This window comes from Inquilinus ginsengisoli, assembly GCF_031453975.1.
Classification (GTDB): Bacteria; Pseudomonadota; Alphaproteobacteria; order DSM-16000; family Inquilinaceae; genus Inquilinus; species Inquilinus ginsengisoli_A.
The window spans coordinates 130,770-155,732 of sequence record NZ_JAVDPW010000014.1 but is presented as its reverse complement, the minus strand read 5'-3'; the positions used below and the strand labels follow the sequence as shown (position 1 = coordinate 155,732).

At 69.6% G+C, this 24,963-nt stretch carries 20 protein-coding genes; 13 read left to right on the top strand and 7 right to left on the bottom strand.

The window, feature by feature from the left end:
• Window positions 1–76: 76 nt before the first annotated feature.
• Window positions 77–3,571, bottom strand: coding sequence for an indolepyruvate ferredoxin oxidoreductase family protein (locus E9232_RS32125; RefSeq protein WP_309801297.1), 3,495 nt, complete (start codon window positions 3,569–3,571; stop codon window positions 77–79).
• 281 nt (window positions 3,572–3,852) lie between these two features.
• Between E9232_RS32125 and E9232_RS32120 the strand changes: the two genes are divergently transcribed.
• Both E9232_RS32120 and E9232_RS32115 read left to right on the top strand, forming a co-directional pair.
• On the top strand, window positions 3,853–5,205 hold the full coding sequence (locus E9232_RS32120; RefSeq protein WP_309801295.1) for an ABC1 kinase family protein: 1,353 nt from the start codon (window positions 3,853–3,855) through the stop codon (window positions 5,203–5,205).
• A 5-nt stretch (window positions 5,206–5,210) separates the two neighbouring features.
• Window positions 5,211–5,528: a hypothetical protein gene (locus E9232_RS32115; RefSeq protein ID WP_309801292.1), complete on the top strand. Its 318-nt coding sequence runs from the start codon at window positions 5,211–5,213 to the stop codon at window positions 5,526–5,528.
• Between the two features lie 180 nt (window positions 5,529–5,708).
• Here the strand turns inward: E9232_RS32115 and E9232_RS32110 are convergent, their stop codons facing one another.
• Complete coding sequence (locus E9232_RS32110) at window positions 5,709–7,445, bottom strand: aromatic amino acid ammonia-lyase (RefSeq protein ID WP_309801290.1); 1,737 nt, start codon at window positions 7,443–7,445, stop codon at window positions 5,709–5,711.
• 302 nt (window positions 7,446–7,747) lie between these two features.
• Here E9232_RS32110 and E9232_RS32105 point away from each other — a divergent pair, with 302 nt between their 5' ends.
• Together E9232_RS32105 and E9232_RS32100 are read left to right on the top strand one after the other, a co-directional pair.
• Entirely contained in the window at window positions 7,748–8,575 is an 828-nt protein-coding gene (locus E9232_RS32105) for a universal stress protein (RefSeq protein WP_309801288.1), read from the top strand.
• Between the two features lie 513 nt (window positions 8,576–9,088).
• Window positions 9,089–10,600, top strand: coding sequence for an aminoacyl--tRNA ligase-related protein (locus tag E9232_RS32100; RefSeq protein WP_309801285.1), 1,512 nt, complete (start codon window positions 9,089–9,091; stop codon window positions 10,598–10,600).
• Here E9232_RS32100 and E9232_RS32095 read toward each other — a convergent pair.
• The gene (locus E9232_RS32095) at window positions 10,594–11,559 is read right to left on the bottom strand and encodes an arginase family protein (RefSeq protein WP_309801283.1); all 966 of its coding nucleotides are present in this window, start codon (window positions 11,557–11,559) and stop codon (window positions 10,594–10,596) included. The genes E9232_RS32100 and E9232_RS32095 overlap by 7 nt on opposite strands.
• A 199-nt stretch (window positions 11,560–11,758) precedes the next feature.
• On the opposite strand from E9232_RS32095, the gene E9232_RS32090 reads away from it, so the two are divergent.
• Window positions 11,759–12,754, top strand: coding sequence for an aldo/keto reductase (locus tag E9232_RS32090; protein ID WP_309801282.1), 996 nt, complete (start codon window positions 11,759–11,761; stop codon window positions 12,752–12,754).
• A gap of 2 nt (window positions 12,755–12,756) precedes the next feature.
• Here E9232_RS32090 and E9232_RS32085 read toward each other — a convergent pair whose 3' ends face one another.
• The 3 genes from E9232_RS32085 to E9232_RS32075 form a co-directional block, all read right to left on the bottom strand.
• Entirely contained in the window at window positions 12,757–14,025 is a 1,269-nt protein-coding gene (locus tag E9232_RS32085) for an NAD(P)/FAD-dependent oxidoreductase (protein ID WP_309801280.1), read from the bottom strand.
• 92 nt (window positions 14,026–14,117) lie between these two features.
• Entirely contained in the window at window positions 14,118–14,750 is a 633-nt protein-coding gene (locus E9232_RS32080; RefSeq protein ID WP_309801278.1) for a LysE family translocator, read from the bottom strand.
• A 129-nt stretch (window positions 14,751–14,879) separates the two neighbouring features.
• Complete coding sequence (locus tag E9232_RS32075; protein ID WP_309801277.1) at window positions 14,880–15,500, bottom strand: FMN-binding negative transcriptional regulator; 621 nt, start codon at window positions 15,498–15,500, stop codon at window positions 14,880–14,882.
• Window positions 15,501–15,837: 337 nt separating this feature from the next.
• On the opposite strand from E9232_RS32075, the gene purB reads away from it, so the two are divergent.
• The gene (purB, locus tag E9232_RS32070; protein ID WP_309801275.1) at window positions 15,838–17,136 is read left to right on the top strand and encodes an adenylosuccinate lyase; all 1,299 of its coding nucleotides are present in this window, start codon (window positions 15,838–15,840) and stop codon (window positions 17,134–17,136) included.
• 27 nt (window positions 17,137–17,163) lie between these two features.
• Window positions 17,164–18,315, top strand: a complete 1,152-nt coding sequence (locus tag E9232_RS32065) for a trans-sulfuration enzyme family protein (protein WP_309801273.1) — start codon at window positions 17,164–17,166, stop codon at window positions 18,313–18,315.
• Window positions 18,316–18,325: 10 nt separating this feature from the next.
• Here E9232_RS32065 and E9232_RS32060 read toward each other — a convergent pair whose 3' ends face one another.
• Window positions 18,326–18,853: a DUF6428 family protein gene (locus E9232_RS32060; protein ID WP_309801271.1), complete on the bottom strand. Its 528-nt coding sequence runs from the start codon at window positions 18,851–18,853 to the stop codon at window positions 18,326–18,328.
• A 47-nt stretch (window positions 18,854–18,900) separates the two neighbouring features.
• Between E9232_RS32060 and E9232_RS32055 the strand changes: the two genes are divergently transcribed.
• The 6 genes from E9232_RS32055 to E9232_RS32030 all read left to right on the top strand — a co-directional run bounded on the left by E9232_RS32055 (window position 18,901) and on the right by E9232_RS32030 (window position 24,890).
• Window positions 18,901–19,260, top strand: coding sequence for an ArsR/SmtB family transcription factor (locus tag E9232_RS32055; RefSeq protein ID WP_309801269.1), 360 nt, complete (start codon window positions 18,901–18,903; stop codon window positions 19,258–19,260).
• Complete coding sequence (arsC, locus tag E9232_RS32050; protein ID WP_441722907.1) at window positions 19,253–19,711, top strand: arsenate reductase (glutaredoxin); 459 nt, start codon at window positions 19,253–19,255, stop codon at window positions 19,709–19,711. Before E9232_RS32055 ends, arsC begins: the two co-directional genes overlap by 8 nt.
• An 8-nt stretch (window positions 19,712–19,719) precedes the next feature.
• Window positions 19,720–20,820, top strand: coding sequence for an ACR3 family arsenite efflux transporter (arsB, locus tag E9232_RS32045; RefSeq protein ID WP_309801267.1), 1,101 nt, complete (start codon window positions 19,720–19,722; stop codon window positions 20,818–20,820).
• The gene (arsK, locus tag E9232_RS32040; protein WP_309801265.1) at window positions 20,817–22,049 is read left to right on the top strand and encodes an arsenite efflux MFS transporter ArsK; all 1,233 of its coding nucleotides are present in this window, start codon (window positions 20,817–20,819) and stop codon (window positions 22,047–22,049) included. The genes arsB and arsK overlap by 4 nt, the downstream gene beginning before the upstream one ends.
• 313 nt (window positions 22,050–22,362) lie before the next feature.
• Window positions 22,363–23,424 carry a LacI family DNA-binding transcriptional regulator gene (locus E9232_RS32035; protein ID WP_309801264.1) on the top strand — a complete coding sequence of 354 codons (1,062 nt, stop codon included), beginning with the start codon at window positions 22,363–22,365 and terminating at the stop codon, window positions 23,422–23,424.
• A gap of 80 nt (window positions 23,425–23,504) precedes the next feature.
• Window positions 23,505–24,890 (top strand): ABC transporter substrate-binding protein, encoded by a 1,386-nt coding sequence (locus E9232_RS32030; RefSeq protein WP_309801262.1) that lies wholly within the window; start codon window positions 23,505–23,507, stop codon window positions 24,888–24,890.
• Window positions 24,891–24,963 lie beyond the last annotated feature (73 nt).

Below are 24,963 nucleotides of genomic sequence, written 5' to 3'. Positions count from 1 at the left end.
AGTCTCCGGCCCACCAGCAGCATAGTCGGATTCATGTCCTTTCCTTGGCGGGCACGGACAGCCGGTCCGCCCCGGCCTACTCCGCCGCCAGCTTCGGCGCCGCCGGGGTGCGCAGCGAGGCCAGCAGTTCCGCCTCGCGCGCCTTGGCCTTGGCAAGGGCCTCGTCCTTGATGTGGCCATAGCCGCGGATCTGCTCCGGCACCCGGGCGAGGGCGACGCAGACCGCATGGGTGTCCGGGCCGAGCCGGGCCAGCAGCTCCTCGACCACCGCCTCGTAATCGGCGATCAGCTGCCGCTCGCCCTTGCGCTCGGCGGTGCGGCCGAACGGGTCGAGGGCGGTGCCGCGCAGCCGCTTCATCCGCGCCAGCAGCCTGAAGGCCTTCAGCATCCAGGGGCCGAAGGTGCGCTTCTTGAGGTGCCCGGTCTCCGGGTCCTTCTCGGAGAAGGACGGCGGCGCCAGGTGGAACTGCAGCTTGTAGTCGCCCTCGAACTGGGCCTCGAGCTGCTTCAGGAAGGTGCCGTCGGTGTAGAGCCGGGCGACCTCGTACTCGTCCTTGTAGGCCAGCAGCTTGTAGTAGTTGCGCGCCACCGCGTCGGTCAGATCCTCGCGGCCGAACTTGGCCTCGGCCGCCCGCACCTTGCCGACCAGCGTGGTGAAGCGTGCGGCATAGGCGGCGTCCTGGTAGGCGGTCAGCTGCTCGACCCGGCGGGCCAGCACCTCGTCCAGCGTCCGCGACAGCTTGCGCACCGCGTCCGGCGCCGGCGCCACCAGGCGCTCGACCCGGGCAAGGTCGTGGGCGGCGCGGCGGCCCCACAGGAACGCGGCCTTGTTCATCGGAACGGCGGTGCCGTTCAGCTCGATCGCCTTCTCCAGCGCCTCGTGCGACACCGGCACCAGCCCCTTCTGCCAGGCGTAGCCGAGCATGAACAGGTTGGTGGCGATGCTGTCGCCGAGCAGCGCCGTGGCGATCCGGGTGGCGTCGACGGTGTCGAGCAGAGCGGGGTCGCCGCCGTTCTTGGCCACGGTGTCGAGCATCGCCTTGCCGGGGATGACGAAGTCCGGGTTCTGGGTGAAGGCGCCGGTGATGGCCTCGTTGCTGTTCACCACCTGGCGGGTCAGGCCGGGATGGATCTTCGACTGCGCCTCGCCCGAGGCCGCGACCACCAGGTCGCAGCCCAGCATCAGCCGGGCGCCGCCGGCGGCGATGCGCACGGCGTGGATGTCCTCCGGCGTCCGGGCGACGCGGACATGGCTGACCACCGCCCCGCCCTTCTGGGCCAGGCCGGCCTGGTCGAGCACCGAGACGCCCTTGCCTTCGAGATGCGCGGCCATGCCGAGCAGCGCGCCGATGGTGATGACGCCGGTGCCGCCGATGCCGGTGATCATGATGCCGTAGGGCTGGTCGAGCGACGGCAGGTCAGGCTCCGGCAGCACCGGGAACAGGTCGGCCGCGCCCTGGGCGGCCGGCTTCGGCTTGCGCGGGCTTCCGCCCAGCACCGAGACGAAGGATGGGCAGAAGCCGTTGACGCAGGAGAAGTCCTTGTTGCAGCTGGACTGGTCGATCGCGCGCTTGCGGCCGAATTCGGTCTCGACCGGCACCACCGACAGGCAGTTCGACACCTTCGAGCAGTCGCCGCAGCCCTCGCACACCGCCTCGTTGATGAAGACCCGCCGGGCCGGGTCCTCCATCAGGCCGCGCTTGCGGCGACGGCGCTTCTCGGCGGCGCAGGTCTGGTCGTAGATCATCACCGAGACGCCGGGCGTGTCGCGCAGCCGCTGCTGGACGTGGTCCAGCTCGTCGCGATGCTCGACCGGCACGCCGTGGGGCAGCAGCTTGCTCGGCATCCCGGCCCCGCCGTAGATCTCGGGCCGGTCGGTGACCACCACCATGGTCTTGACGCCCTCGGCCGCCAGCTGGGCCGCGATCATCGGCACGCTGATGGTGCCGTCGACCGGCTGGCCGCCGGTCATGGCCACGGCGTCGTTGAACAGGATCTTGTAAGTGACGTTGACCCCGGCCGCGAGTGCGGCGCGGATCGCCAGGCTGCCGGAGTGGAAATAGGTGCCGTCGCCGAGATTGACGAAGACGTGCTTGGTCTCGGTGAAGCGCGCCTGGCCGATCCAGGCAGCGCCCTCGCCGCCCATCTGGCTGAAGGTCTCGGCCTTCCGGTCCGGCATCCAGGTCGCCATGTAGTGACAGCCGATGCCGGCCAGCGCCCGGCTGCCCTCGGGCACCCGGGTCGAGGTGTTGTGCGGGCAGCCGGAGCAGAAATACGGCACCCGGTCGACCGCGGCCTTGACGATCTTCTTCTGGCCCTCGCGCTCCTCGAGATAGCGCACCCGCTCGGCCAGGCCGGTGTGGTTGAGGTACTTCAAGAGCCGCTTGCCGATGACCACGGCGATCTGGGCCGGGGTCAGCTCGCCGGTCGAGGGCAGGATCCAGTCGCGGCCCTCGTCGAACTTGCCGACGATCACCGGCCGCTTGTCCGCCCGCCAGTTGTACAGCTGTTCCTTCAGCTGGTTCTCGATCAGCGCCCGCTTCTCCTCGACCACGATCAGCTCGTCGAGGCCTTCGGCGAAGGCGCGCACGCCGCTGGGCTCCAGCGGCCAGGGCATGCCGACCTTGTAGATGCAGATGCCGAGCTCCGCCGCCAGCGCCCGGTCGATGCCGAGGTCGTCCAGCGCCTGGCGCACATCGAGATAGGATTTGCCGGTGGTGACGATGCCGAAGCGGTGGCGGCCGCTGTCATAGACCAGGTGGTCGAGCTTGTTGGCGCGGGCGAAGGCGAGTGCTGCGTACAGCTTGTCGCGCATCAGCCGCTCCTCCTGCACCATCGGAGGGTCGGGCCAGCGGATGTTCAGCCCGCCCGCAGGCATGGCGAAATCTTCGGGCAGCACGATGCCGACGCGGTTCGGATCGACATGGACCGAGGCCGAGCTGTCGACGTTCTCGGCGATGGTTTTGAAGCCGACCCACAGGCCGGAATAGCGGCTCATCGCCCAGCCGTAGAGGCCGTAGTCCAGGATCTCCTGGACGTTCGATGGGTTCAGCACCGGCATCATATGGGCGATGAAGGCGTGCTCGGACTGGTGCGGCACGGTGGAGGACTTGCAGGCATGGTCGTCGCCGGCCAGGGCCAGGACGCCGCCGTATTTCGAGGTGCCGGCGAAGTTGGCGTGCTTCAGCACGTCGCCGGTGCGGTCGACCCCGGGGCCCTTGCCGTACCAGATGCCGAACACGCCGTCATGCTTGGCGCCGGGCCACAGCCCGACCTGCTGGCTGCCCCAGACCGCAGTGGCGCCGAGGTCCTCGTTGACCCCGGGCTGGAATTCGATGTGCTGCTTCTGCAGGAACTTGCGCGCCGACCACAGCGCCTGGTCGTAGCCGCCGAGCGGCGAACCGCGGTAGCCGGAGATGAAGCAGGCGGTGTCCAGCCCCGCCGCAGCATCGCGCTGACGCTGCATCAGGGGCAGGCGGACCAGCGCCTGGATGCCGGTGAGATAGATGCGGCCGGAGTCGAGGGCGTACTTGTCCTCGAGGCTCACGGGTGCAAGGGCCACTGCCGTCATCGACGCCTCCCGAAGGCGGCCGGTTTCAGTCCGGCTGCTGCAAAAAGGTAATCTTCTTTCGCGTTCTGGACAATCGGCCGGGAGGCCGCGGCGACAGAAAGCAACGGCAAACCGGACAGCCTTACTGTCCTTGATGGAAGATTACGGGCTTTCCGGAAATCGGGATGGAAACGAACCCGCCGGTCACCGCGCGAGGGCCGCGACATCGCCCGGGGGTGACGGATGGCAGGGCAAGCCCTAGATAGGTCGGGCGCCCCCGCTCGCGACATCCGGTTTGGATCATGGCTGACGAAGAAAACAGTTTCGGTGGACGGCTGCGCCGCTACGCCCGGGTCTCGGGCGCGATGGGCGGCCTCGCGGCCCGGGTGGCGGGGGAGCGCTATCTCGGCCTGAAGGTCGACCGCGACGCCCATGCCAGCGAGTTGCGAGTCGCGCTGGGCGGGCTGAAGGGCCCGCTGATGAAGGTGGCGCAGATGCTGGCCACCATCCCCGAGGCGGTGCCGAAGGAATATGCGCAGGAGCTGCAGCAGCTGCAGGCTGATGCCCCGTCGATGGGCTGGCCCTTCGTCAAGCGGCGGATGGCGAGCGAGCTGGGGCTGGACTGGCAGGGCCGGTTCAAGAGCTTCGAGCACGAGGCGGCGGCCGCGGCGTCGCTGGGCCAGGTGCACAAGGCGGTGGGCCATGACGGAAGGCGGCTGGCCTGCAAGCTGCAGTACCCCGACATGCAGTCGGCGGTCGAGGCCGACCTCAAGCAGCTGAAGCTGATCCTCGGCATCTTCGAACGTTACGACAAGACGGTGTCGACCAAGCAGATCCACGCCGAGATCTCGGAGCGGCTGCGCGAGGAGCTGGACTATTCGCTCGAGGCCAAGCATTCCAGGCTCTACGCCGACATGCTGGCGAACGAGCCCAACGTCCATGTGCCCGAGGTGGTGCCGGAGCTGTCGACCAAGCGGCTGCTGACCACCACCTGGCAGGACGGCAAGAAGATCCTGACCTTCGTCCAAGGCAGCGAGGAGCAGCGGGCCCAGCTGGCGTTGAACATGTTCCGCGCCTGGTACGTGCCGCTGTATTTCTACGGCGTGATCCATGGCGACCCGCATCTCGGCAACTACTCGGTGCGGGACGACGATTCGATCAACCTGATGGATTTCGGCTGCATCAGGGTGTTCCCGCCCAGCTTCGTCGGCGGCGTGATCGAACTGTACCGGGCCCTGGAGACCAATGACCGCGATCGCGCGGTGGCGGCCTACAAGACCTGGGGCTTCAAGAACATGACCAACGAGCTGGCCGACGTGCTGAACGTCTGGGCCGGCTTCCTGTACGGCCCGATCCTGGAGAACAAGGTGCGGCTGATCGGCGAGGCCAAGAACGGCGTCTATGGCCGCGAGACCGCCGAGCAGGTGCACAAGGAGCTGCGCCGCGTCGGCGGGATCGAGGTGCCGCGCGAATTCGTGTTCATGGACCGCGCCGCGCTGGGCCTGGGCTCGGTGTTCATCCACCTCAAGGCCAAGGTGAACTGGCACACCCTGTTCAACGACCTGATCGCCGATTTCGACCTGGCGTCGCTGACCAGGCGGCAGAGCGACATCCTGAAGAAGCACGATATCCCGCTACCGGTGGCCGGCGCCTGACGCCCATGGCTCCAAGCGATCCGGACGAGTGGGCCGCCCTGCGGCGGGAATGGGCCGAGGGCGGTCGCGTCGTGCTCCAGGACGATGCGAATGGCAGCGACCACAGCATCGTCCATCACTGGATCATGCGGCTGATCGATGGCGAGATCGTCGATGACGACCGGGACGGCATCCTGTCGCTGGTCTATCACAGCCTGAACTTCGACATCCCCTTCGCCGCCACCAAGGGCGTGCGGGACGAGTTGCTGCAGGTGGTCCGGATGAAGATCAAGGACCCCGCCTGGCGGCGATTCCCCCAGGAGCCCGGGGCAAAGGAAGGCTGAGTCCCGGCGGATAGGGGGCGTTGCTCACCCGTCTGCGAGAATTCCCCACATCGTCATTGCGAGCGCAGCGAAGCAATCCATCGGGCCGCTCGTGCTGACCCGTGGATTGCTTCGTCGGCTTCGCCTCCTCGCAATGACGGATGAGAGGCGGGCGCCTTCTCAGGCCGTCCGCACCCCGCCTCAGTTTACCGACGGCCCTGCCTTGGGGGTCGGCTGGCCCTGCGGTGGCGTCGGCCCGCCCGGGTAGAATTTCGCGGCGGGATTGGCCTGCATGAAGTCATAGACCACCGCGCCGAGCGGGCGCTTCTGCCGCTCGGATGGCGCCTGCTGCCACGGCACGACCTCGCGCAGCGCCGCCAGCGCCGCGGTCGGCACCGCTCCGAAGTTGCGCCCGGGGGCCTGGACCTTGCGCACATCCGTCCAGAAGCTCCCCGTCAGCAGGTCCTGGGCCAGGAGCTGGAAGGACAGGTCGACGGCGTCGCGGGCCCGCTGGGTCTTGAGGCGGGTTTCCGCCTGCAGGTCCTCGACCGTGGCGACGATGGCCTGTCCGGCCGGCGTGACCGGCGTGCCCATGCCCGACAGCTCCAGCCAGAGATCGGTCGGCAGGTAACCGTCCAGCCTAGGCGCGTTCCTGCGCATGTCGGCGCTGAGGATGTCGGCCGGCTTGACCACCGTGAAGAAGGGGTTGCGGAAGCGCTCGATGCGCTGGGCGACCGCCACGTCCATATTGGTCAGGGCGATGGTGAAGGCTTCGACCTGATTGGCGAGGGGATAGGGATCCCAATTGGCGTTGGAGAAGATGTAGCCCGACTGGCCGTGGCTGAGCGGGCCGCCCTTGACGTAGTACTTCATGAATTGCGGCGTGCTCAGCTCCCATGAGCTTTCCGGCGTCAGGCCGGGCAGCACGGCCGGGTTGTGATCGGACGCGTTGATCGACAGCAGCGTGGAATCGCGCAGCTCGGCCCAGGCCTGCCAGGCCGAGCCCTGACGCTGGCTGGAGGCGCGCATGCTTTCGGGATCCTGGATGATGCGGGCCGGGTCCTCGTCGAAGAGATAGCTGCCCCGGATCATGTCCATGACCCGCGCAGCGTCCCAGGTCAGCCAGGGATAGGGACGCATCGCCTGAACCTGCGAGGAGATCGGCGTGACGCTGGAATTCATGCCGAGCAGGTCGATGGCATGGGCGAGGTCCGTCCATTCCAGCAGCCTGCGCGCATCGGCCACCAGCAGCACGGCCTGGGCCTGGGCATAGGCGTTGGTGCTGATCAGGGCGGCTTCATCGGCGGCGAAGGGCTCCAGCGGCCTCAGGCCGGCCTTGGCAAGAGCGTCGGCCGCCGGCATGCGCACGCCGCGGTAATAGGCATCGCCTTCGCCGACCATGGCCCCCGCGATGTTGCCCATGGTGGGCAGGTCGCCCTCGCCCAGCGTGCCGCGCGACTGCACAACCGGGGTGACGCGCGCATTGAGCATGTCGACCAGGATGTGGGTCAGCTGCGGGCTGGCCGCCTCATAGGACATGGTATTGGCACGGATCGCCATGATGGCGCGGATCAGCGCCTCCTCCTGCAGCTCCGGGCCGAAGCCGCTGGCGACCCCGTTCCTGAAACGCGCCAACTGCTGCTCCTTCAGCAGCTTGGTGTTCTCGGGCGTGGTCGGGTCGCCCGAAAAGATCACCGTTTCGCGCTGGTCGCCGGCCCCCCGGTTGAACCAGTAGATCGTCACGTTCTCGGCCGCGCCCTGCAGCAGCAGCCCGTAGGCATCGGCCGAGCGTTGCAGGGCTTCATCGCTGAGCTTCACCTTCGCACCGTCGCGGGCGATGGCGATCACCTGCTCGATCGTGAGGTCATTGCCTGTCAGCGTGATCGTCGTGTCCGCGGCGGTTTCGACGATCGCCTGATAGGTCCCCGGCGCTTCCAAGGCGCGGAGGGATCGGGGCGCCATCGAGACGGCGAGCAACGTCAACGCAAGCAACAGAAATTTCGTGCAGACGGAGGCAAACCGGTCCGTCATGAGCTTCTCCCGCTGTCGGCTGAAATCTATGGGAACGATTTCACTATATAGAAAAAAAGTTTCCTGAAAAGGCGTCCGAGACCGACTCTTGCCGGCACAGCCGCAGCCCGACGAAGCCGCACGGCAGCCATGCCGGGCACTGAAACGGTGGATCGGGGGTTTCTTCAGGTGAACAATGGGTCCCAGACCGTTGAGCCCCAGGAGGTTCCATGTCCATCCAGCACCTGCTCGTCCCCCTCAGCGGCCATGCCGGCGACCGTGCCGCCCTCGATGCCGCCCTGGGCCTCGCCAAGCGCTTCGACGCGTCGGTCGAGGTGCTGGCGCTGCGCCCCGATCCGCAGCGCGTCCTGGCCTACACCGGGGCCGAGATGGCAGTGGCGACCAGCATGCTGCTGGAAGGGGCGGAGAAGGCGTCGAACGAGGTGGCCGCCCGCAACCGCGCCGTGTACGAGGCCGCCATCGCGGCGGCCGGGTCCGGCCCCGAGGTCGAGTTCCGCGAGGAGACCGGCAGCGAGACCGCCGTGGTCGGCCGCCGCGGCTCGGTCTCGGACCTGATCGTGACCCCAGGCCCGAGCCTGGACCCGACCGCCACCCGGGCGGTGCTGGAGGCCGCTTTGTTCGAGACCGGCCGGGCCGTGCTGATCGTGCCGGGCCCGGCGCCCGCCGACTTCGCCGACCGCATCCTGGTGGCCTGGGACGGCGGCAAGGAATCGGCCCGCAGCGTGGCCGCCGCCCTGCCCTTCCTGGAGGCGGCGACGGCGGTCAGCGTCTACACCCGCGACGAGGGCGAAGACCGCTGCACCGCGGCCGACCTGGTCAAGTATCTGAGCCGCCACGGCGCGCCGTCGAACCGGGTGACCGACGACGACCCCAAGCAGTCGGTCGACGCCGCCATCCCGGCCGCCGCCCAGCGCGCCAATGCCGGGCTGATCGTGATGGGCGGCTACAGCCACAGCCGCTTCCGCGAGATGATCCTGGGCGGGGTGACCGAACACATGCTGTTCCACGCCCCCTGCCCGGTGCTGATGGCTCACTGAGCGGTCCTTCCCCAGCGCCTTCCTCCTTCGTCATTGCGAGAGGCGAAGCCGACGAAGCAATCCATGGCGCCGCCTGGCATGGATTGCTTCGCTGCGCTCGCAATGACGGGGAGGTGGGAGAGGCCAGTCTCCCTTTCCTCCTTGGGCCCCGCTTCCCTTGGCCGTGGCGGGACAAAGCCCCTTTCCACTCGCAGGCTCCTTCGTTTAGTCTCGCACCGCCGTCAGCCATGACGGCATCGACGAACGAGGATTCCCGGTGACCATCGCTGGCACCCAGCAGCACGACACCCCCACCGCCTTCGGCGGCGGCCGGGTCGTGCCTGCCCTCGTTCCCTCCATCGGGCGACCGTTCCCGACGCGCTGACCGCGTCCGGACCGTCCAGCTAGGCTTTCGTCTTCAGTCTCGCACGCTCCCGGGCCCGGTCCGCGCCGCGGTCCCGTGCGTCGTTGCGTCCGGACCGTCCGTCCTCGCGCCTTCCCGCCAAGGCCCCCTCCCTCGACAGGACATCTCCGATGACGAAAACGATGAAGACCGCCGTCACCCCCACACGCGCCGAGGACTATGCCGGCTGGTACCAGGCCGTGGTGCGGGCCGCCGATCTGGCCGAGCCCGCGCCCGTGCGCGGCTGCATGACGATCAAGCCCTGGGGCTACGGCATCTGGGAGCGGATCCAGGCGATCCTCGACCGCCGCTTCAAGGAAACCGGGCACCGCAACTGCTACTTCCCCCTGTTCATCCCGCTGCAGTACATGCAGCGCGAGGCCGAGCATGTCGAAGGCTTCGCCGCCGAGGTGGCGCTGGTCACGCATCACCGCCTGGCCAATGTCGACGGCCGGCTGCAGGTCGACGCCCCCCTCGACGAACCCCTGGTGGTCCGCCCCACCTCGGAGACCATCGTCGGCGAGGCGTTCTCGCGCTGGATCCAGTCCCACCGCGATCTGCCCGTGCTGATCAACCAATGGGCCAATGTGGTGCGCTGGGAGAAGCGGCCCCGCATCTTCCTGAGAACCTCGGAGTTTCTGTGGCAGGAGGGTCATACCGCCCATGCCACCGAAGCCGAGGCGCTGGAGGAGACCGAGCGCATGCTGGGCATCTACCGCGAGGTGGCGGAACAGGCGCTGGCCCTGCCCGTGATCGCCGGGCGCAAGACCCGGCGGGAGAAGTTCCCCGGCGCCGTCACCACCCTGTGCATCGAGGCGATGATGCAGGACGGCCGCGCGCTGCAATCCGGCACCTCCCATTTCCTCGGCCAGAACTTCGCCCGCGCCGCCGGCATCCGGTTCACCGATGTCGACGGTACGGTGAAATTGCCCCACACCACCTCCTGGGGCGCATCGACCCGGCTGATCGGCGCGCTGATCATGACCCACAGCGACGATGACGGGCTGCGGCTGCCCCCCGCCGTGGCACCCGACCAGGTGGCGATCCTGCCGGTGCTGCGCGGCACACCCGAGGATGCCGCCGTCCTGGCCCGCTGCGACGAGATCGCCGCGCGACTGCGACGCGAGTCCTGGAGCGGCGAGCCCATCCGGGTAACGATCGACCGGCGCCCCGGCAGCGGCTCCGCCAAGCGCTGGGACTGGGTGCGCAAGGGCGTGCCCGTGATCGTCGAACTCGGCGCCCGCGATCTGGCTGGCGGCACGGTCATCACTTGGCGCCGCGACCGGTTGCAGGACCGCAAGACGGAGGTCGGGCTGGGGGCATTCATCGCCGCCCTGCCCGGCCTGCTGTCCGAAATCCAGGCCACGCTGGCCGCCGAGGCCCGGACCTGGCGCGACGCCCGGCTGCGCGACGCCGCGACCCTGGACGAGGCCCGCGCCCTGCTCGGCGATGGCGGCGCCGATGGCTACCGCAGCGGCGCCGGCTTCGTGCGGCTGCCCTGGAGCGGATCGGAGGACGAGGAGGCCGCGCTGGCCGATATCGGGGTGACGGTACGCTGCCTGGTCCCGGCCGATCGCCCCGCCCCCTGCGCCGCCACCGGGGTGCAGACCACCGACCGCGCGATCCTGGCCCGCGCCTACTGACCGTCCCGACGGGCTGACGCCAGCGGCGCCAGCCCGTCCGCCAGCATTCCGACCAGGCCCCGGGCGTAAGCGCCGTCCGGGTCCAGGTCGGGGTCGTAGATGGTGACGTTGAGGCCGAGGCAGCGCGGCGAGGCCAGGAAGCCGCGCAGCAGCGTCGCCAGGCCGGCGTAGTCGAGACCCGGGCTGCCGGGCGAATCCACCGCCGGCATCACCGCCTGGTCGAGGATGTCGACGTCGAGATGGACCCAGAACGGGATCTCCGGCGTCCGGTCCAGCACCGCGAAGCTGCGCCGCAGCCCCTCCGCCAGGCCCATCTCCAGCAGCTCGAACATGTCGATCCGGGTGATGGCGGTGTCGGCGATGTCCTCCCAGCCCCAGTCCGGCTCGCGCCCTTCGCGCTCGCCGATCTGGATCGCCCGCCCCGCCGGCACCAGCGGATCGGGCGCGCCGGGCCAGCGCAGCATCAGCGGGTCGCCCAGGCCGATCGCCAGCGCCAGATCCATGCCGGCGGCGGAATGCAGGGCGAAGTCCGGCTCGTAATTGCCGGGATGGCGGAAGTCGCTGTGGCCGTCGAGATGCACCAGCGCCAGATCGCTGTGCCGCCGGGCCCCCGCCAGGGCGCCGATCAGGATCGAGCAGTCGCCGCCGACCACCACTGGGAACAGCCGGTCGCGCAGCGCCGCATCGACCGCATCGGCGAGCTGCTGGTTGAAGCGGCGGATCGCCGGGCCGTTGCGCAGCACGGTGCCGGGCTGCGGATCGGTGCTGTAGTCCGGCCGCCCCAGGTCGACCACCCGGCTCGGCCGCAGCCGGGTTTCCAGCCCGGCCTCGGTCAGCGCCTGCGGCGCCCGCCAGGTGCCGGGCTCATGCCCCTGATGCAGCGGCCGCAGGCCCAGATTCGACGGCGCCCGGATCAGCGCGGTGCCGGCGATGCCGCCGGCGAACACCGGGTCCCCCATGGCCATCTCCTCCCCTTTGCAGTCCGGCCCAGTATGCGCGAAACTGCGAGGCCGCCAAGGCCACCGTCCGGGCGCGGAAACCGACACCGGTCCGGCCAGCTGTGAAGGAACTTCCAAGGTGATGGGCCGGCGCGCCGCCTACTGCGCCGCCGCGACCTCGCCATATCCGCGGTCTCCGCACGACATCGAGGACATCGCCATGCGTCTCCCCTTCCACCACGCACAGGGCTTCGGCGGCGCGCCGCTGGGCAACATGTTCCGCGCCATCCCCGAGGCCGAGGCGGTCGCCGCGGTCCAGGACGCGTGGGACGCCGGCATCCGCTACTTCGACACCGCCCCGTTCTACGGCGCCGGCCTGTCCGAGATCCGCATGGGCGCGGCACTGAAGGACAAGCCGCGCGGCGACTACGTGCTCAGCACCAAGGTCGGCCGCCTGATCCTCGACGAGATCGAGACCGGCACCCGCGACCAGGGTGAGAAGGGCGGGCTGTTCGAGGCCGGCCTGCCGAACAAATGGGTCTACGACTATTCCGCCGACGGCACGCTGCGGTCGATCGAGGACAGCCTGAAGCGCATGGGCACCGACCGCATCGACCTGGTCTGGATCCATGACGTGGCCGAGGATTTCCACGGCGCGCAGTGGCGCGAGGTGCTGGACCAGGCGCTGGACGGTGCCGGCAAGGCACTGACCCGGCTGCGCGAGGAGGGCGTGATCAAGGGCTGGGGCCTCGGCGTCAACAAGGTCGAGCCCTGCGAGGTCGCGCTGGACCGCGCCGACCCCGACGGCTTCCTGCTGGCGGGGCGCTACACCCTGCTGGACCACCGCACGGCGCTGGCCGGGCTGATGCCGAAGGCCGAGAAGCGCGGCGCCGGCATCGTGGTCGGCGGGCCGTACAATTCCGGCATCCTGGCCGGCGGCGCGCATTACGAGTACCAGGCGGCGACGCCGGAGATGCAGGCCCGGGTCGACGGGCTGAAGGCGGTGGCGGCCGAGTTCGGCATCGACCTGCGCGCCGCGGCGCTGCAGTTCCCGCTGGCGCATCCCGCCGTCGCCGCGATCATCCCCGGCGCCAGCCGGCCGGGCCGCAGCGCCGAGAATCTGGCGCTGGCGGCGGCGCCGATCCCCGCCGCCTTCTGGCAGGCGCTGCGCGACCGCGGCCTGATCGCGCCGGACGCGCCGACGCCGCGGGGCTGAGGCTATTCCTCCTTGTGGCGCCCGGTGATCAGCCGGGCGCTGCGCTGGCCGGTGGTGTAGATCCACAGCCAGCTCAGCGCCACGGTCAGGCGGTTGCGCAGGCCGATCAGGAAGTAGATGTGGGCAAAGCCCCAGATCCACCACGCCAGCCAGCCGCGCAGCTTGATCCAGCCGAAATCGATCACCGCGGCGCGCTTGCCGATGGTGGCCAGGCTGCCGGCATGCTTGTAGCGGAACGGCCGCGCCTCCGCCTTGCCCTCCAGCCGGGCCCGAATGGTGTCGGCGACGTGCTGGCCCTGCTGCTTGGCGGCCGGGGCGATGCCGGGCAGCGGCTTGCCGTCCCAGGCGTCGAGCCGGGCGGTGTCGCCGACCACGAAGATCTCGGGGTGGCCCGGCACGGTCAGGTCGGGCGCCACCATGACCCGGCCGGCGCGGTCCGCCTCCGCCCCCAGCCAGGCGGCGGCGGGCGAGGCCTGGACGCCGGCGGCCCAGATCACGGTCTTGGCCGGGATCCGGTCGGTGCCCAGCATCACGCCGTCGGCGTCGCAGGCGGTGACGGCGTGGTCGGTGCGGATCTCCGCCCCCAGCCGCTCCAGCGCCTGCCGGGCGTAGTTCGAGAGGTCCTCGGGGAAGGCGGACAGCACGCGCGGCCCGGCCTCGACCAGCAGGATGCGGGCTTCTTTCGGGTTCAGGGCGCGGAAATCCTGGGCCATGGTGTGGTGCGCCAGCTCGGCGATCGTGCCCGCCAGCTCCACCCCGGTCGGCCCGGCGCCGACGATGACGAAGGTCAGCAGCGCCTGTCGCACCGCCGGGTCGGGCTCGACCTCCGCCCGTTCGAAGGACATCAGCACCCGCCGCCGGATGTCGGTGGCGTCGTCGATGTCCTTCAGCCCGGGGGCGAAGGGCTCCCAGTCGTCATGGCCGAAATAGGCGTGCCGGGCGCCGGTGGCGACCAGCAGCGTGTCGTAGGGCACTGGCGGCTCGCCCTTCAACTGCACCGCCTTGCCGGCGACGTCGACCCCGGTGACCTCACCCAGGATGGTCCGCACCTCCGGCCGCCCCGCCACCAGGTGGCGGATCGGCCAGGCGATCTCGGACGGCGACAGCGACGCGGTGGCAACCTGGTACAGCAGCGGCTGGAACAGGTGGTGGTTGCGCCGGTCGATCAGGGTGATGTCGACCGGTGCGCCCTTGAGGCGCAGCACCGCCTGCAGCCCGCCGAAGCCGGCGCCGATGACGACCACGCGATGACGCGCTTCGGGTTCGGTCATGATGATCCCTCGCCGGTTGCATGGCTTTACCGTGTGGTATCGCGGTGCAGCATGCAAGGGCGGCAGCGTCGCGCCCCGGCCGGCGTCCGCCGCTAGCGACGGTCGGCGATGGCGAGGCGGCAGGCGAGGCCGAAGAACACCGTCGCCAGTAGAACTTGCGGCAGGCGCTGCCAGCGGCCGCCGCGGGCCAGGCGGCGGCCCAGCCGGCTGGCCGTCAGGATCACCACCCCGTTGACCCCCAGCCCGATCAGGTTCAGCACCGTCGCCAGCACCAGGATCTGCACCGTCACCGGCCCGGCATCGGGCTGGATGAACTGCGGGAACAGCGCCAGCACGAACAGCGCCATCTTCGGGTTCAGCAGGTTGGTGATCAGCCCCTGGCGGAAGATCCGGCCGACCGGGTGGCGGGTGAGCGTCGCGGTCGGCGCCAGCAGCGTGCCCTCGCTGCGCAGCGTCTTCCAGGCGAGGTACAGCAGATAGGCGGCGCCGGCCCAGCGGACGATGTCGTAGGCGACCGGGACGACCAGGAACAGCTGCGACAGACCCAGCGCCGCGGCCAGGGCGTGGCAGTAGGTGCCGGCCTGGATGCCGGCGAGCGAGGCGAAGCCGGCGGCACGGCCCTGGCTGACGCTGCGCGAGGCGATCAGCAGCATGTCGGGACCCGGCGTCGCGGTCAAAGCGAGGCAGGCGGCGGCGAACAGGGTCAGGGTGGCGAAGTCCGGCATGAGGCGATCTCCATGGTCAGGCCGGACCTGGACCCTATCGATCGCCCGGGCGGGCCGCCACGCCGGCGCGCGCAAGGTCGCCCTGCGCCGGCCCGGGGTGGTGCCGGCCGGCCGGATGCGGGATCGTGGCTACCCTTGCGGCACCAGCGCCGCGACCTCGTCCCGCCCCTCGCCGCCCAGCCCCTCGGCCACGCCGGCGCGGTCGGCCGCCGGGCGGTTCTGGCTCATCTTCCACTTGCCCTCGAGGCGCGCGATCGGCAAAGCGAAGCCGACGATGCCCCTGAGCTGGCCGCGCACGAAATCCGCCGGCGCGTCGGCCACGGCCCAGGGTGCCGCCCGTCCGCCCTCGTGCCGCTGCGTCAGCCGCGTCACCAGCTCCAGCAGCCGGTCGGCATCGTCGAACATCTCCAGCGGGCCGCTGGCATGGATGGCGACGTAGTTCCAGGTCGGCACCACCTTGCCGGTCTGGCGCTTGGTCTCGTACCAGGACGGTGTGATGTAGGCGTCCTGGCCTTGGAAGATCGCCAGCGCCTGAGTGCCGGCGACGCCGCCGGCGGCATGCGGGTTGGCCTTGGCGAGATGGCCGTAGAGCGTGCCGTTGAGCCCGGCCCCGGCATCCAGCAGCATCGGGACATGGCTGGCGACGAGACCGTCGGCCCCGAGGCTGACCAGCGTGGCCAGGCCGGCCTCGCGGATGGCGGCGTGCAGGGTCTCGATCCGGTCTTCCCGGAAGGCGGGCGGAACATACATGGCGGTGTCCGGGGCAGCGAAGTGGATGCTGGTACAGATGGCGGCCAATCGGACCGGCCGCCAGGGCCAATCCGTGCGGATCGGCCGATCCAATTCCCGCGGCGGCGCACCGGCGGCATGCAGTTTCGGCAAGGCCCTGCGCTTCCGCCATGCCGCAGCATGCTGCTATACCGGCCCAGAACATCAGGACGGGTTTCCCTCAACCTGTCATGCCCGGGCTCGACCCGGGCATCCAGAGGCTGTCGACATCTTCTGGATTGCCGGGTCAAGCCCGGCAATGACATGGAAAGGGAGGCCGGTCCCGACCGCCCTCCTCTGCCCTGTACGGACCCACGCCATGATCCCGCGCTACAGCCGCCCCGAGATGACCCGGATCTGGGAGCCCGAGAACCGCTACCGGATCTGGCTGGACATCGAGGTCGCGGCGCTGGAGGCGATGTCCCAGCTGGGCATCGTGCCCGAGAGCGCGGTCAAGGCAGTGCGCGAGCGCGGCAATTTCGACGTCGCCCGGATCGACGAGATCGAGCGCGAGACCCGGCACGACGTCATCGCCTTCCTGACCAACCTGGCCGAGTATGTCGGGCCCGAGGCGCGCTTCGTGCACCAGGGCATGACCTCGTCGGACGTGCTGGACACCACGTTGTCGATCCAGCTGTCCCAGGCGATCGACCTGCTGCTGGCCGATGTCGACGGCCTGCTGGCCGCGCTGCAGCGCCGGGCGGAGGAGCACAGGCACACCCTGACCGTCGGCCGCAGCCACGGCATCCATGCCGAGCCGACCACCTTCGGCTTGAAGCTGGCCGGCCACTGGGCCGCCTTCCGCCGCAACCGCGACCGGCTGGTGGCGGCGCGGCGCGAGATCGCGACCTGCGCCATTTCCGGCCCGGTCGGCACCTTCGCCTCGGTCGACCCCTTCGTCGAACGCTATGTCGCCGACAAGCTGGGGCTGCAGGTCGAGCCGGTGTCAACCCAGGTGATCCCGCGCGACCGCCACGCCATGGTGTTCGCCACCTTCGGCGTCGTCGCCTCCTCGATCGAGCACCTGGCCATCGAGATCCGGCACTTGCAGCGGACGGAAGTGCGCGAGGCGGAGGAGTTCTTCCATCCCGGCCAGAAGGGCTCGTCGGCGATGCCGCACAAGCGCAACCCGGTCTTGACCGAGAACCTGACCGGCATCGCCCGGCTGGTGCGCGGCGCCGTGGTGCCGGCGCTGGAGAATGTCGCGCTGTGGCATGAGCGCGACATCAGCCATTCCTCGGTCGAGCGGGTGCAGGGGCCGGACGCCACCATCGCGCTGGACTTCGCCCTGTCGCGCCTGACCGGCGTGGTCGACAAGCTGCTGGTCTACCCCGAGCGGATGCAGGCCAACCTCGACTCGCTCGGCGGCCTGGTGTTCTCGCAGCGCGTGCTGCTGGCCCTGACCCAGGCGGGTGTCAGCCGCGAGGACGCCTACGCCATGGTCCAGCGCAACGCCATGAAGGTGTGGCACGAGGGCGGCAGCTTCCTGGACCGGCTGGCGGCCGACCCGGAGGTGGCCAAGGCGATCCCGCGCGAGCAGCTGGCGCACGCCTTCACCTATGATTTCTACACCAAGCACGTCGACGACATCTTCACCCGCGTCTTCGCCGCGGCCTGACACCACCAGCCCGGGGGGCGCGCGACCATGGACAAGAGCAAGCTCTCACAGGCCAGCATCGCGGCCCAGGCGCTGGGCTGGGTCGACCCGATCACCAAGGCGGTGACCCCGGCGATCCACCCCTCCTCCACCTATATCCGCGACCCGGACAACCAGTACACCTCCGGCCGGATCTACGCCCGGGACAACAACCCGAGCTTCGACCAGGTCGAGGCGGTGCTGGCGGCGCTGGAGGGCGCGGCCGGCGCAGCGGTCTTCGCCTCCGGCATGGCGGCGGCGACGGCGGTGTTCCTGTCGCTGTCCCCGGGCGACCATGTGGTGGCGCCGACGGTGATGTACTGGTCGCTGCGCAACTGGCTGCTGACCGAGGCGACCCGCTGGGGCCTGAAGGTCGAGCTGGTCGAGACCAGCGACATCGCCGCCGTCCGCGCCGCGCTGCGGCCGGGCGAGACCAAACTGGTGTGGCTGGAAACCCCGTCCAACCCGATGTGGACCGTGACCGACATCGCCGCGGTGGCCGAGGCCGCGCATGCCGCCGGCGCCCGGGTGGCGGTCGATTCCACCGTGGCGACGCCGGTGCTGACCCGGCCGCTGGCGCTGGGCGCCGACCTGGTGATGCATTCCGCGACCAAGTACCTGAACGGCCATTCCGACGTGATCGCCGGCGCCCTGGCCACCGCCCGCGACGACGAGCAGTGGCAGCGGATCAAGCGCATCCGGGCCCAGCTCGGCGGCATCCTGGGGCCGTTCGAATCCTGGCTGCTGCTGCGCGGCATGCGCACCCTGGTGCCGCGGGTGCGCCAGGCCTCGGCCAGCGCCATGGCCATCGCCGAGCACTTCCACGGCCATCCGCTGGTCTCCGCCGTGCTGTATCCCGGCCTGCCCTCGGCCGACGGCCATGCCATCGCCGCGCGCCAGATGCAGGGCGGCTTCGGCGGCATGCTGTCGATCCGGGTCAAGGCCGGCGCCGCCGCGGCGATCGGCACGGCCGCCCGGGTCGAACTGTGGAAGCGCGCCACGTCGCTGGGCGGGGTCGAAAGCCTGATCGAGCACCGCTCCAGCATCGAGGGCCCGACCAGCCCGGTGCCGGACGACCTGCTGCGCCTGTCCGCCGGCATCGAGGACCCGTCCGAGCTGATCGCCGATTTGGAGCAGGCGCTGAAGGCAGCGACCGCGTAAGGCTTCAACCTCAGGATCCGGCCGTCGATCCGCAGCATGAGGCCGATGCGGCCGCTTGGGTTGCGCGATGCCGGGGCTTGCAGATCGCGGCACGGGCCACGAGACGGAGCACGACGCTCTCGTCGTCGGCCAGCAGCGCTTCCGCATCGAACACCTGCATCGGGGCTTCCGGCGGGCCGACCTCGAAGGTCAGCCGGGCATCGGGATCGAGCGCGATCCGGCGCGCGACCTGGTCCAGGATCGCCCGGAACTTGGCGACCGGCATGAAGGCCCGCCCGTCGTCCGACGCCCGGTCCTCCACCTGCAGGATCGTTTCGCGCCATTGGTCGGGGTTGCCGCCGCAATCGAGCGTGACGAAGGATCCCGCCTTGACCTCGGTCACGTGGTAGCCCGGCCGGATCCGCCGTCCGCCATATTCGATCACGAGGGCCTTGCCGGCGTGCGGCGCGAGGGCGTCGAGAACCGCACCGAGAGAGCCGTCGCCGTGGAAATCGGCGCCGTGAAAATCGGTGGCCGAGAGGCTTGCCTGCTCGCTCATTGTCGCCTACCTTTCATCTCAACATCTCTTGAGAGATTGAGACAAAGATGGATGAACCGCAAGCCCTCGATGCTTTCGCGGCCCTCTCGCAGGAGACCCGGCTGCGGATCATCCGCCTTCTGGTGACGGCCGGACCGGCCGGGCTGCCGGCCGGTGCGATCGGCGAGGAGATGGGCGCGACCTCGTCGCGGATGTCGTTCCACCTGAGCCATCTGGAGCAGGCGGGGCTGGTCCAGTCCCGCCGCGAGGGCCGCTCGATCGTCTACACCGCCGCCTATCCGGCCCTGTCCGGCCTGATCCAGTTCCTGATGCGCGACTGCTGCCAGGGGCGCCCGGAGGTGTGCACCCCCGCCGTGGCCGCGATGTCCGCCTGCTGCGCCCCCGGGGAGGAACCCGCCCATGCCTGATCGTACCCACCAGCCCGGGCCCGCCATGGACATCGTCATCTACCACAACCCGGATTGCGGCACCTCGCGCAACACCCTCGCGCTGATCCGCAATGCCGGGATCGAGCCGCATGTCGTGGAGTATCTGAAGACGCCGCCGTCGCGGCCGCTGCTGCGCCAGTTGATCGAACGGATGGGGGTCTCCGTCCGTGACGTCCTGCGCGAAAAGGGCACCCCCTATGCCGAGTTGGGCCTCGCCGATCCCAACCTGACGGACGACCAGATCCTCGACGCCATGATGGCGCATCCGATCCTGATCAACCGGCCGATCGTGGTCAGCCCCAAGGGCGTGAGGCTCTGCCGGCCATCCGAAGCGGTGATCGACCTGCTGCCGCCGCAGCAGGGGGAATTCGTCAAGGAAGACGGCGAACGCGTGGTGGACGGGCACGGCCGCCGGGTCGCGACGACATAGGCGGATCCATGTCCATCTTCGAACGCTATCTCACCCTCTGGGTCGCCCTGTGCATCGTCGCCGGCATCGCCCTCGGCCATGCCGTGCCGGGGGCCTTCCAGGCGGTCGGCGCCGCGGAGGTCGCCAGGGTCAACCTGCCGGTCGCCGTGCTGATCTGGCTGATGGTCATCCCCATGCTGCTGAAGATCGATTTCGCCGCGCTCGGCGAGGTCGGTCGGCACTGGCGCGGCATCGGCGTGACCCTGTTCATCAACTGGGCGGTGAAGCCGTTCTCGATGGCGGCGCTCGGCTGGCTCTTCGTCGGCTGGCTATTCCGGTCCTGGCTGCCGGCCGACCAGATCGACAGCTACATCGCCGGCCTGATCATCCTGGCGGCCGCGCCCTGCACGGCCATGGTCTTCGTCTGGTCCAACCTGACCAGGGGCGAGCCGCATTTCACGCTGAGCCAGGTGGCGCTCAACGACGCGATCATGGTGGTGGCCTTCGCCCCGATCGTCGGCCTGCTGCTCGGCCTGTCCGCGATCACCGTGCCGTGGGACACGCTCGTGCTGTCGGTCGTGCTCTACATCGTCATTCCGGTGATGCTGGCGCAGGGCCTGCGCCGCTGGGTGCTGGCCACGGGAGGAGAGTCGGCGCTGGGGCGGTTGCTGCAGGTCCTGGGGCCGGTCTCGCTGGTGGCGCTGCTCGCGACTCTGGTGCTGCTGTTCGGCTTCCAGGGCGAGCAGATCATCGCGCAGCCGCTGGTCATCGTGCTGCTGGCCGTGCCGATCCTGATCCAGGTCTACTTCAACGCCGGGCTGGCCTACCTGCTGAACCGCGTCGCCGGGGAGCAGCATTGCGTCGCCGGCCCTTCGGCCCTGATCGGCGCGTCCAATTTCTTCGAACTGGCCGTCGCCGCCGCCATCAGCCTGTTCGGCTTCCACTCCGGCGCCGCGCTCGCCACCGTGGTCGGCGTGCTGATCGAGGTCCCGGTGATGCTGTCCGTCGTCTCGATCGTGAACCGGTCCAAGGGCTGGTACGAGCGAGGCAATGCCGCGAGCCGGATGCCCGTGCCGACGAACCCAGACCCGTCATGCGACCCGCATCCGGCTCAAGGCGATCCGAGGTGAAGCCCTGGCTGGTGGTCTCGGCGCTCGGGCTGACGCAGATCATCGGCTACGGCACGCTCTACTACAGCTTCAGCATCCTGGCGCCGGCGATGTCCAGGGACTTCGCCTGGTCGGCCGAATGGACCTTCGGCGCACTTTCCGCCGCGCTGCTGATCGGCGGCCTTGCCGCGCCGTGGGTCGGCCGCCGGATCGACCGGCACGGCGCCGGGCGCGTGATGAGCGTCGGGTCGGTCCTCGCCGCGGCCGCGCTGGTCGCCTGCGCGCTGGCGCCGGGCCGGATCGCGTTCGTCTTCGGCCTGATCGCCATCGAGGTCGCGTCGACCTTCGTCCAGTACAGCGCAGCCTTCGCGCTGCTGGTCCAGCTCCGGCCGCAGGCCGCGCAGCGCAGCATCACCCATCTGACGCTGATCGCCGGCTTCGCCTCGACCCTGTTCTGGCCGATCACCGCCGCCCTTCACGCCCATCTGACGTGGCAGCAGGTCTATCTGGTCTTCGCGGTCCTGAACCTGGCCATCTGCCTGCCGGCCCATGCCTGGCTTTCACGCGCCATGCGACGGCCGCGAGGGCCCGGACCGGCCACGGCGGTCGCGACGCCCGCTACCCCGGTCGAAGGCCGCCTTCATCCGAGCAGACGGCCGATCGCCTTCGCGCTGATGGTGACCGGCTTTGCGCTCGAGAGCTTCGTCAACGCCGCGATCCTGGTCCATATGCTGCCGCTCCTGGCTGCCTTGGGCCTGGGTGCGGCCAGCGTCCTGGTCGGGACGCTGTTCGGCCCGGCGCAGGTGCTGAGCCGCTTGACCAACATGGTCTTCGGCGGCGGGCTGCCCCAGGTCACGCTCGCGGTGATCTCGGCCACGCTGATGCCGGCCGCGGCCCTGCTTCTGCTCGGCACCGCCCCCTGGCTCATCGGCGCCCTGGCCTTCGCCGTCGTGTTCGGCCTCGGCTCCGGCCTGAACAGCATCGTCCAGGGCACGCTGCCGCTGGAGCTGTTCGGCAGCGACGGGTATGGCGAACGCCTCGGCCGGGTGACCTCCGTACGGCTTGTCGTTTCCTCGGCCGCCCCGTTCGCGTTCGCCTTCCTGATGCACACCGTCGGGACCGGCTGGGCGCTCCTCGTCACAGCCATCTTCGGCAGCGTTGCCGTGCTGGCCTTCCTGGGGATTGTCCAGCTGTCGCATCGACGGGGCCATGGCGACCCCGAGCCCCTGGCCATGGGCGCGCAGGACTGACGGACGCATCGCCCCTCGCCACCTCGTCCTCGATGCATGGATGTTGCCTCTTCGGGGCTGTTCATGTTACCGGTCACATAAATAAGAAGGACAAATCGTCTCGGCCATGGGGAGAGCCGCCGTCTTGCTTGCCATCGACCGCATCCGCCCGACCGCACGCCGCGCCCAGGCCTGACCGATGCCGCGCCGCATGGCCCGACACGGGGATCCGCGACCCCAACCCAACATTCGCCGCGCCGCTGCAAGACTTTGCCGCCGGACGCCATGCCGCGCGCGTCGCCGGATCGCCGGCGCGCCGAGCGAGAACCGCATCATGCCCAAACGTTCCCTGCGCCCGACCATGCGCGATGTCGCGCGCCTCGCCGGGGTCTCGCCGATGACCGTGTCGCGGGTCCAGGCCGGCAGCGCGCTGGTGGCGCCGGAGACGCGGGACCGCATCAACGCCGCGATCGCCGCGCTGGGCTATGTCGAGGACAAGGTCGCCGCCAGCCTGTCGTCGCGCCGCACCGGCTTCATCGCCACCATCGTGCCGACCCTGACCAATTCGACCTTCGCCGACACCGCGCACGGCCTGACCGAGGCACTGCGCCGGAGCGGCTACCAGCTGCTGATCGGCTACACCCGCTACCGCATGAGCGACGAAGAATCCCTGATCCGGACGATGCTGGAGCGCCGGCCCGAGGCGATCGTGCTGGCGGGGATGAGCCACACCGAGGCGGCCGGCACGATGCTGCGCGGCGCCGGCATCCCCGTGGTCGAGATCTGGGATTGCGGCGAGGCCGACCCGATCGGCTATGCCGTCGGCTTCTCGAACATCGAAAGCGGACGGGCCGCGGCGCGGCACCTGATCGCGCTGGGCCACCGCCGCATCGGCGCGATCGGCCCGACCATCGGCGACGACGCCCATGATTTCCGCGGCGAGGCCCGGCTGACCGGCTTCACCGAAGTGCTGCGCGAGGCCGGGCTGTCGACCGACCGCATCGTCCAACGCGGCGACGTGCCCCTGTCCTTCGCCGGCGGCGCTGCGGCCATGGCCCATCTGCTCGACACCGCCGGGCCGCTCGACGCCGTGTTCGCGATCTCCGACCTCGCCGCCTTCGGCGCGCTGATGGAATGCCAGCGGCGCGGCATCGCGGTGCCCGGCTCCCTGTCGGTCCTGGGCTTCGGCGATTTCGAGATCGGCGACCAATGCGTGCCGGCGCTGTCGACCATCGGCATCGACGCCGAGGACATCGGCCGCCGCGTTGGCGAGCTGCTGCTGCGGCTGCTGCCCGGCGACGCCGGCGACCATGGCCCGACGCCGACCGCGGTCACCGATGTCGGCTTCAAGATCGTGGAGCGGGGCTCGACCGCGCCAAGGCCCGTTTCGACCTAGCGCCCGGGCCACCGGGCGCCACCAGCAAGACGGCACAAGCCGCCCCGTCATCCGCAACATCAGCTCTGGGAGAGAAGCCCATGCCCAAAATCGGTCTCCGCCCCCTCGCGGCGGGATGCGCCCTGGCCCTCGGCCTTGCGCTCACCATGCCCGCCCAGGCAGAGGAAACGCTCACCGTCTGGGTCACCAAGGGGTTCTACAAGGGCGAGGACGACGCCCTGCTGGCCCTGGTCGACCGGTTCCAGCAGGCGACCGGGGTCAAGGTCGAGCTGTCGCTGTATTCGACCGAGGACTGCATCGTGAAGTCGGTCGCCGCGGTCGAGGCCGGCACGCCGCCCGATGTCGGCTACTGCACCACCTATGACTTCCGCACCACCGGCCAATGGGCCTTCGAGGGCCGGCTGGAGGATGTGTCCGACGTCATCGCGCCGATCAAGGACGGGTTCCAGCCCGACGCGCTGGCCACCACCTTCCTGATGAACGGCAAGACCGGGCAGAAGGCCTACTACGCCTTCCCGATCGAACGCCAGACCATGCACATCTTCTACTGGAAGGACATGCTGCAGGACGCCGGCTTCACCGAGGCCGACATTCCGACCACCTGGGACGCCTATTGGGACTTCTGGTGCGACAAGGTCCAGGGCGGGCTGCGCGCCAAGGGCAAGCGGATCTACGGCATCGGCAACCCGATGAGCGTCGCCGCCTCGGACACCTTCTTCAGCTTCCTGACCTTCGCCAACGCCTACAACGTCAAGATCGTCGACGACAGCGGCAAGATCGTGCTCGACCAGCCGGAGAACCGGGCGGCGATGATCGCGGCGCTGAAGAGCTACACCTCGATCTTCACCCGCGGCTGCACCCCGCCATCGTCGATCAACTGGCTCGACACCGACAACAACGTCAACTTCCACAACCGCAACACGGTGCTGACCCACAACGCCACGATCTCGATCGCCGGCAAGCACCTGGACGATTCGACCAACCCGACGCTGACCGAGGAGCAGCGGGCCCAAGCCAAGAAGAACTACGAGGAGAACATCCGCACCGCCTACTTCCCGAAGAAGCCGGACGGCAGCACCCTGCCGAACCTGGCGGCGACCAAGACCGCGGTGATCTTCGCCGACGCCAAGAACAAGCCTCGGGCCAAGGAGTTCATGACCTTCATGCTGAAGGACGAGAACCTGACCCCGTTCGTCGAGGGCTCGCTCGGGCGCTGGTATCCGGCGACCAAATCCGGCGCCGCCCGGCCGTTCTGGACCGACGGCAAGGACCCGCACCGCGCCGTGGTGTCGAAGCAGTTCACCGACGGCACCATCCCCTTCCCCTTCGTCTACAACTACCACTTCACCACGGTGAATGCGGAGAACGTCTGGGCCAAGGCGATGAGCCGGGTGGTCCAGGACAAGGTCTCGCCCGACCAGGCGGTCGATGAGATGATCGCCCGGATCAAGGAGATCGCCGGCTGAGCCCATTCTAGAACAGGCTCATTGAGAAAGCCGCGGCCCGCCCCGACCGGAACGGGCGGGCCGCATCGACTTT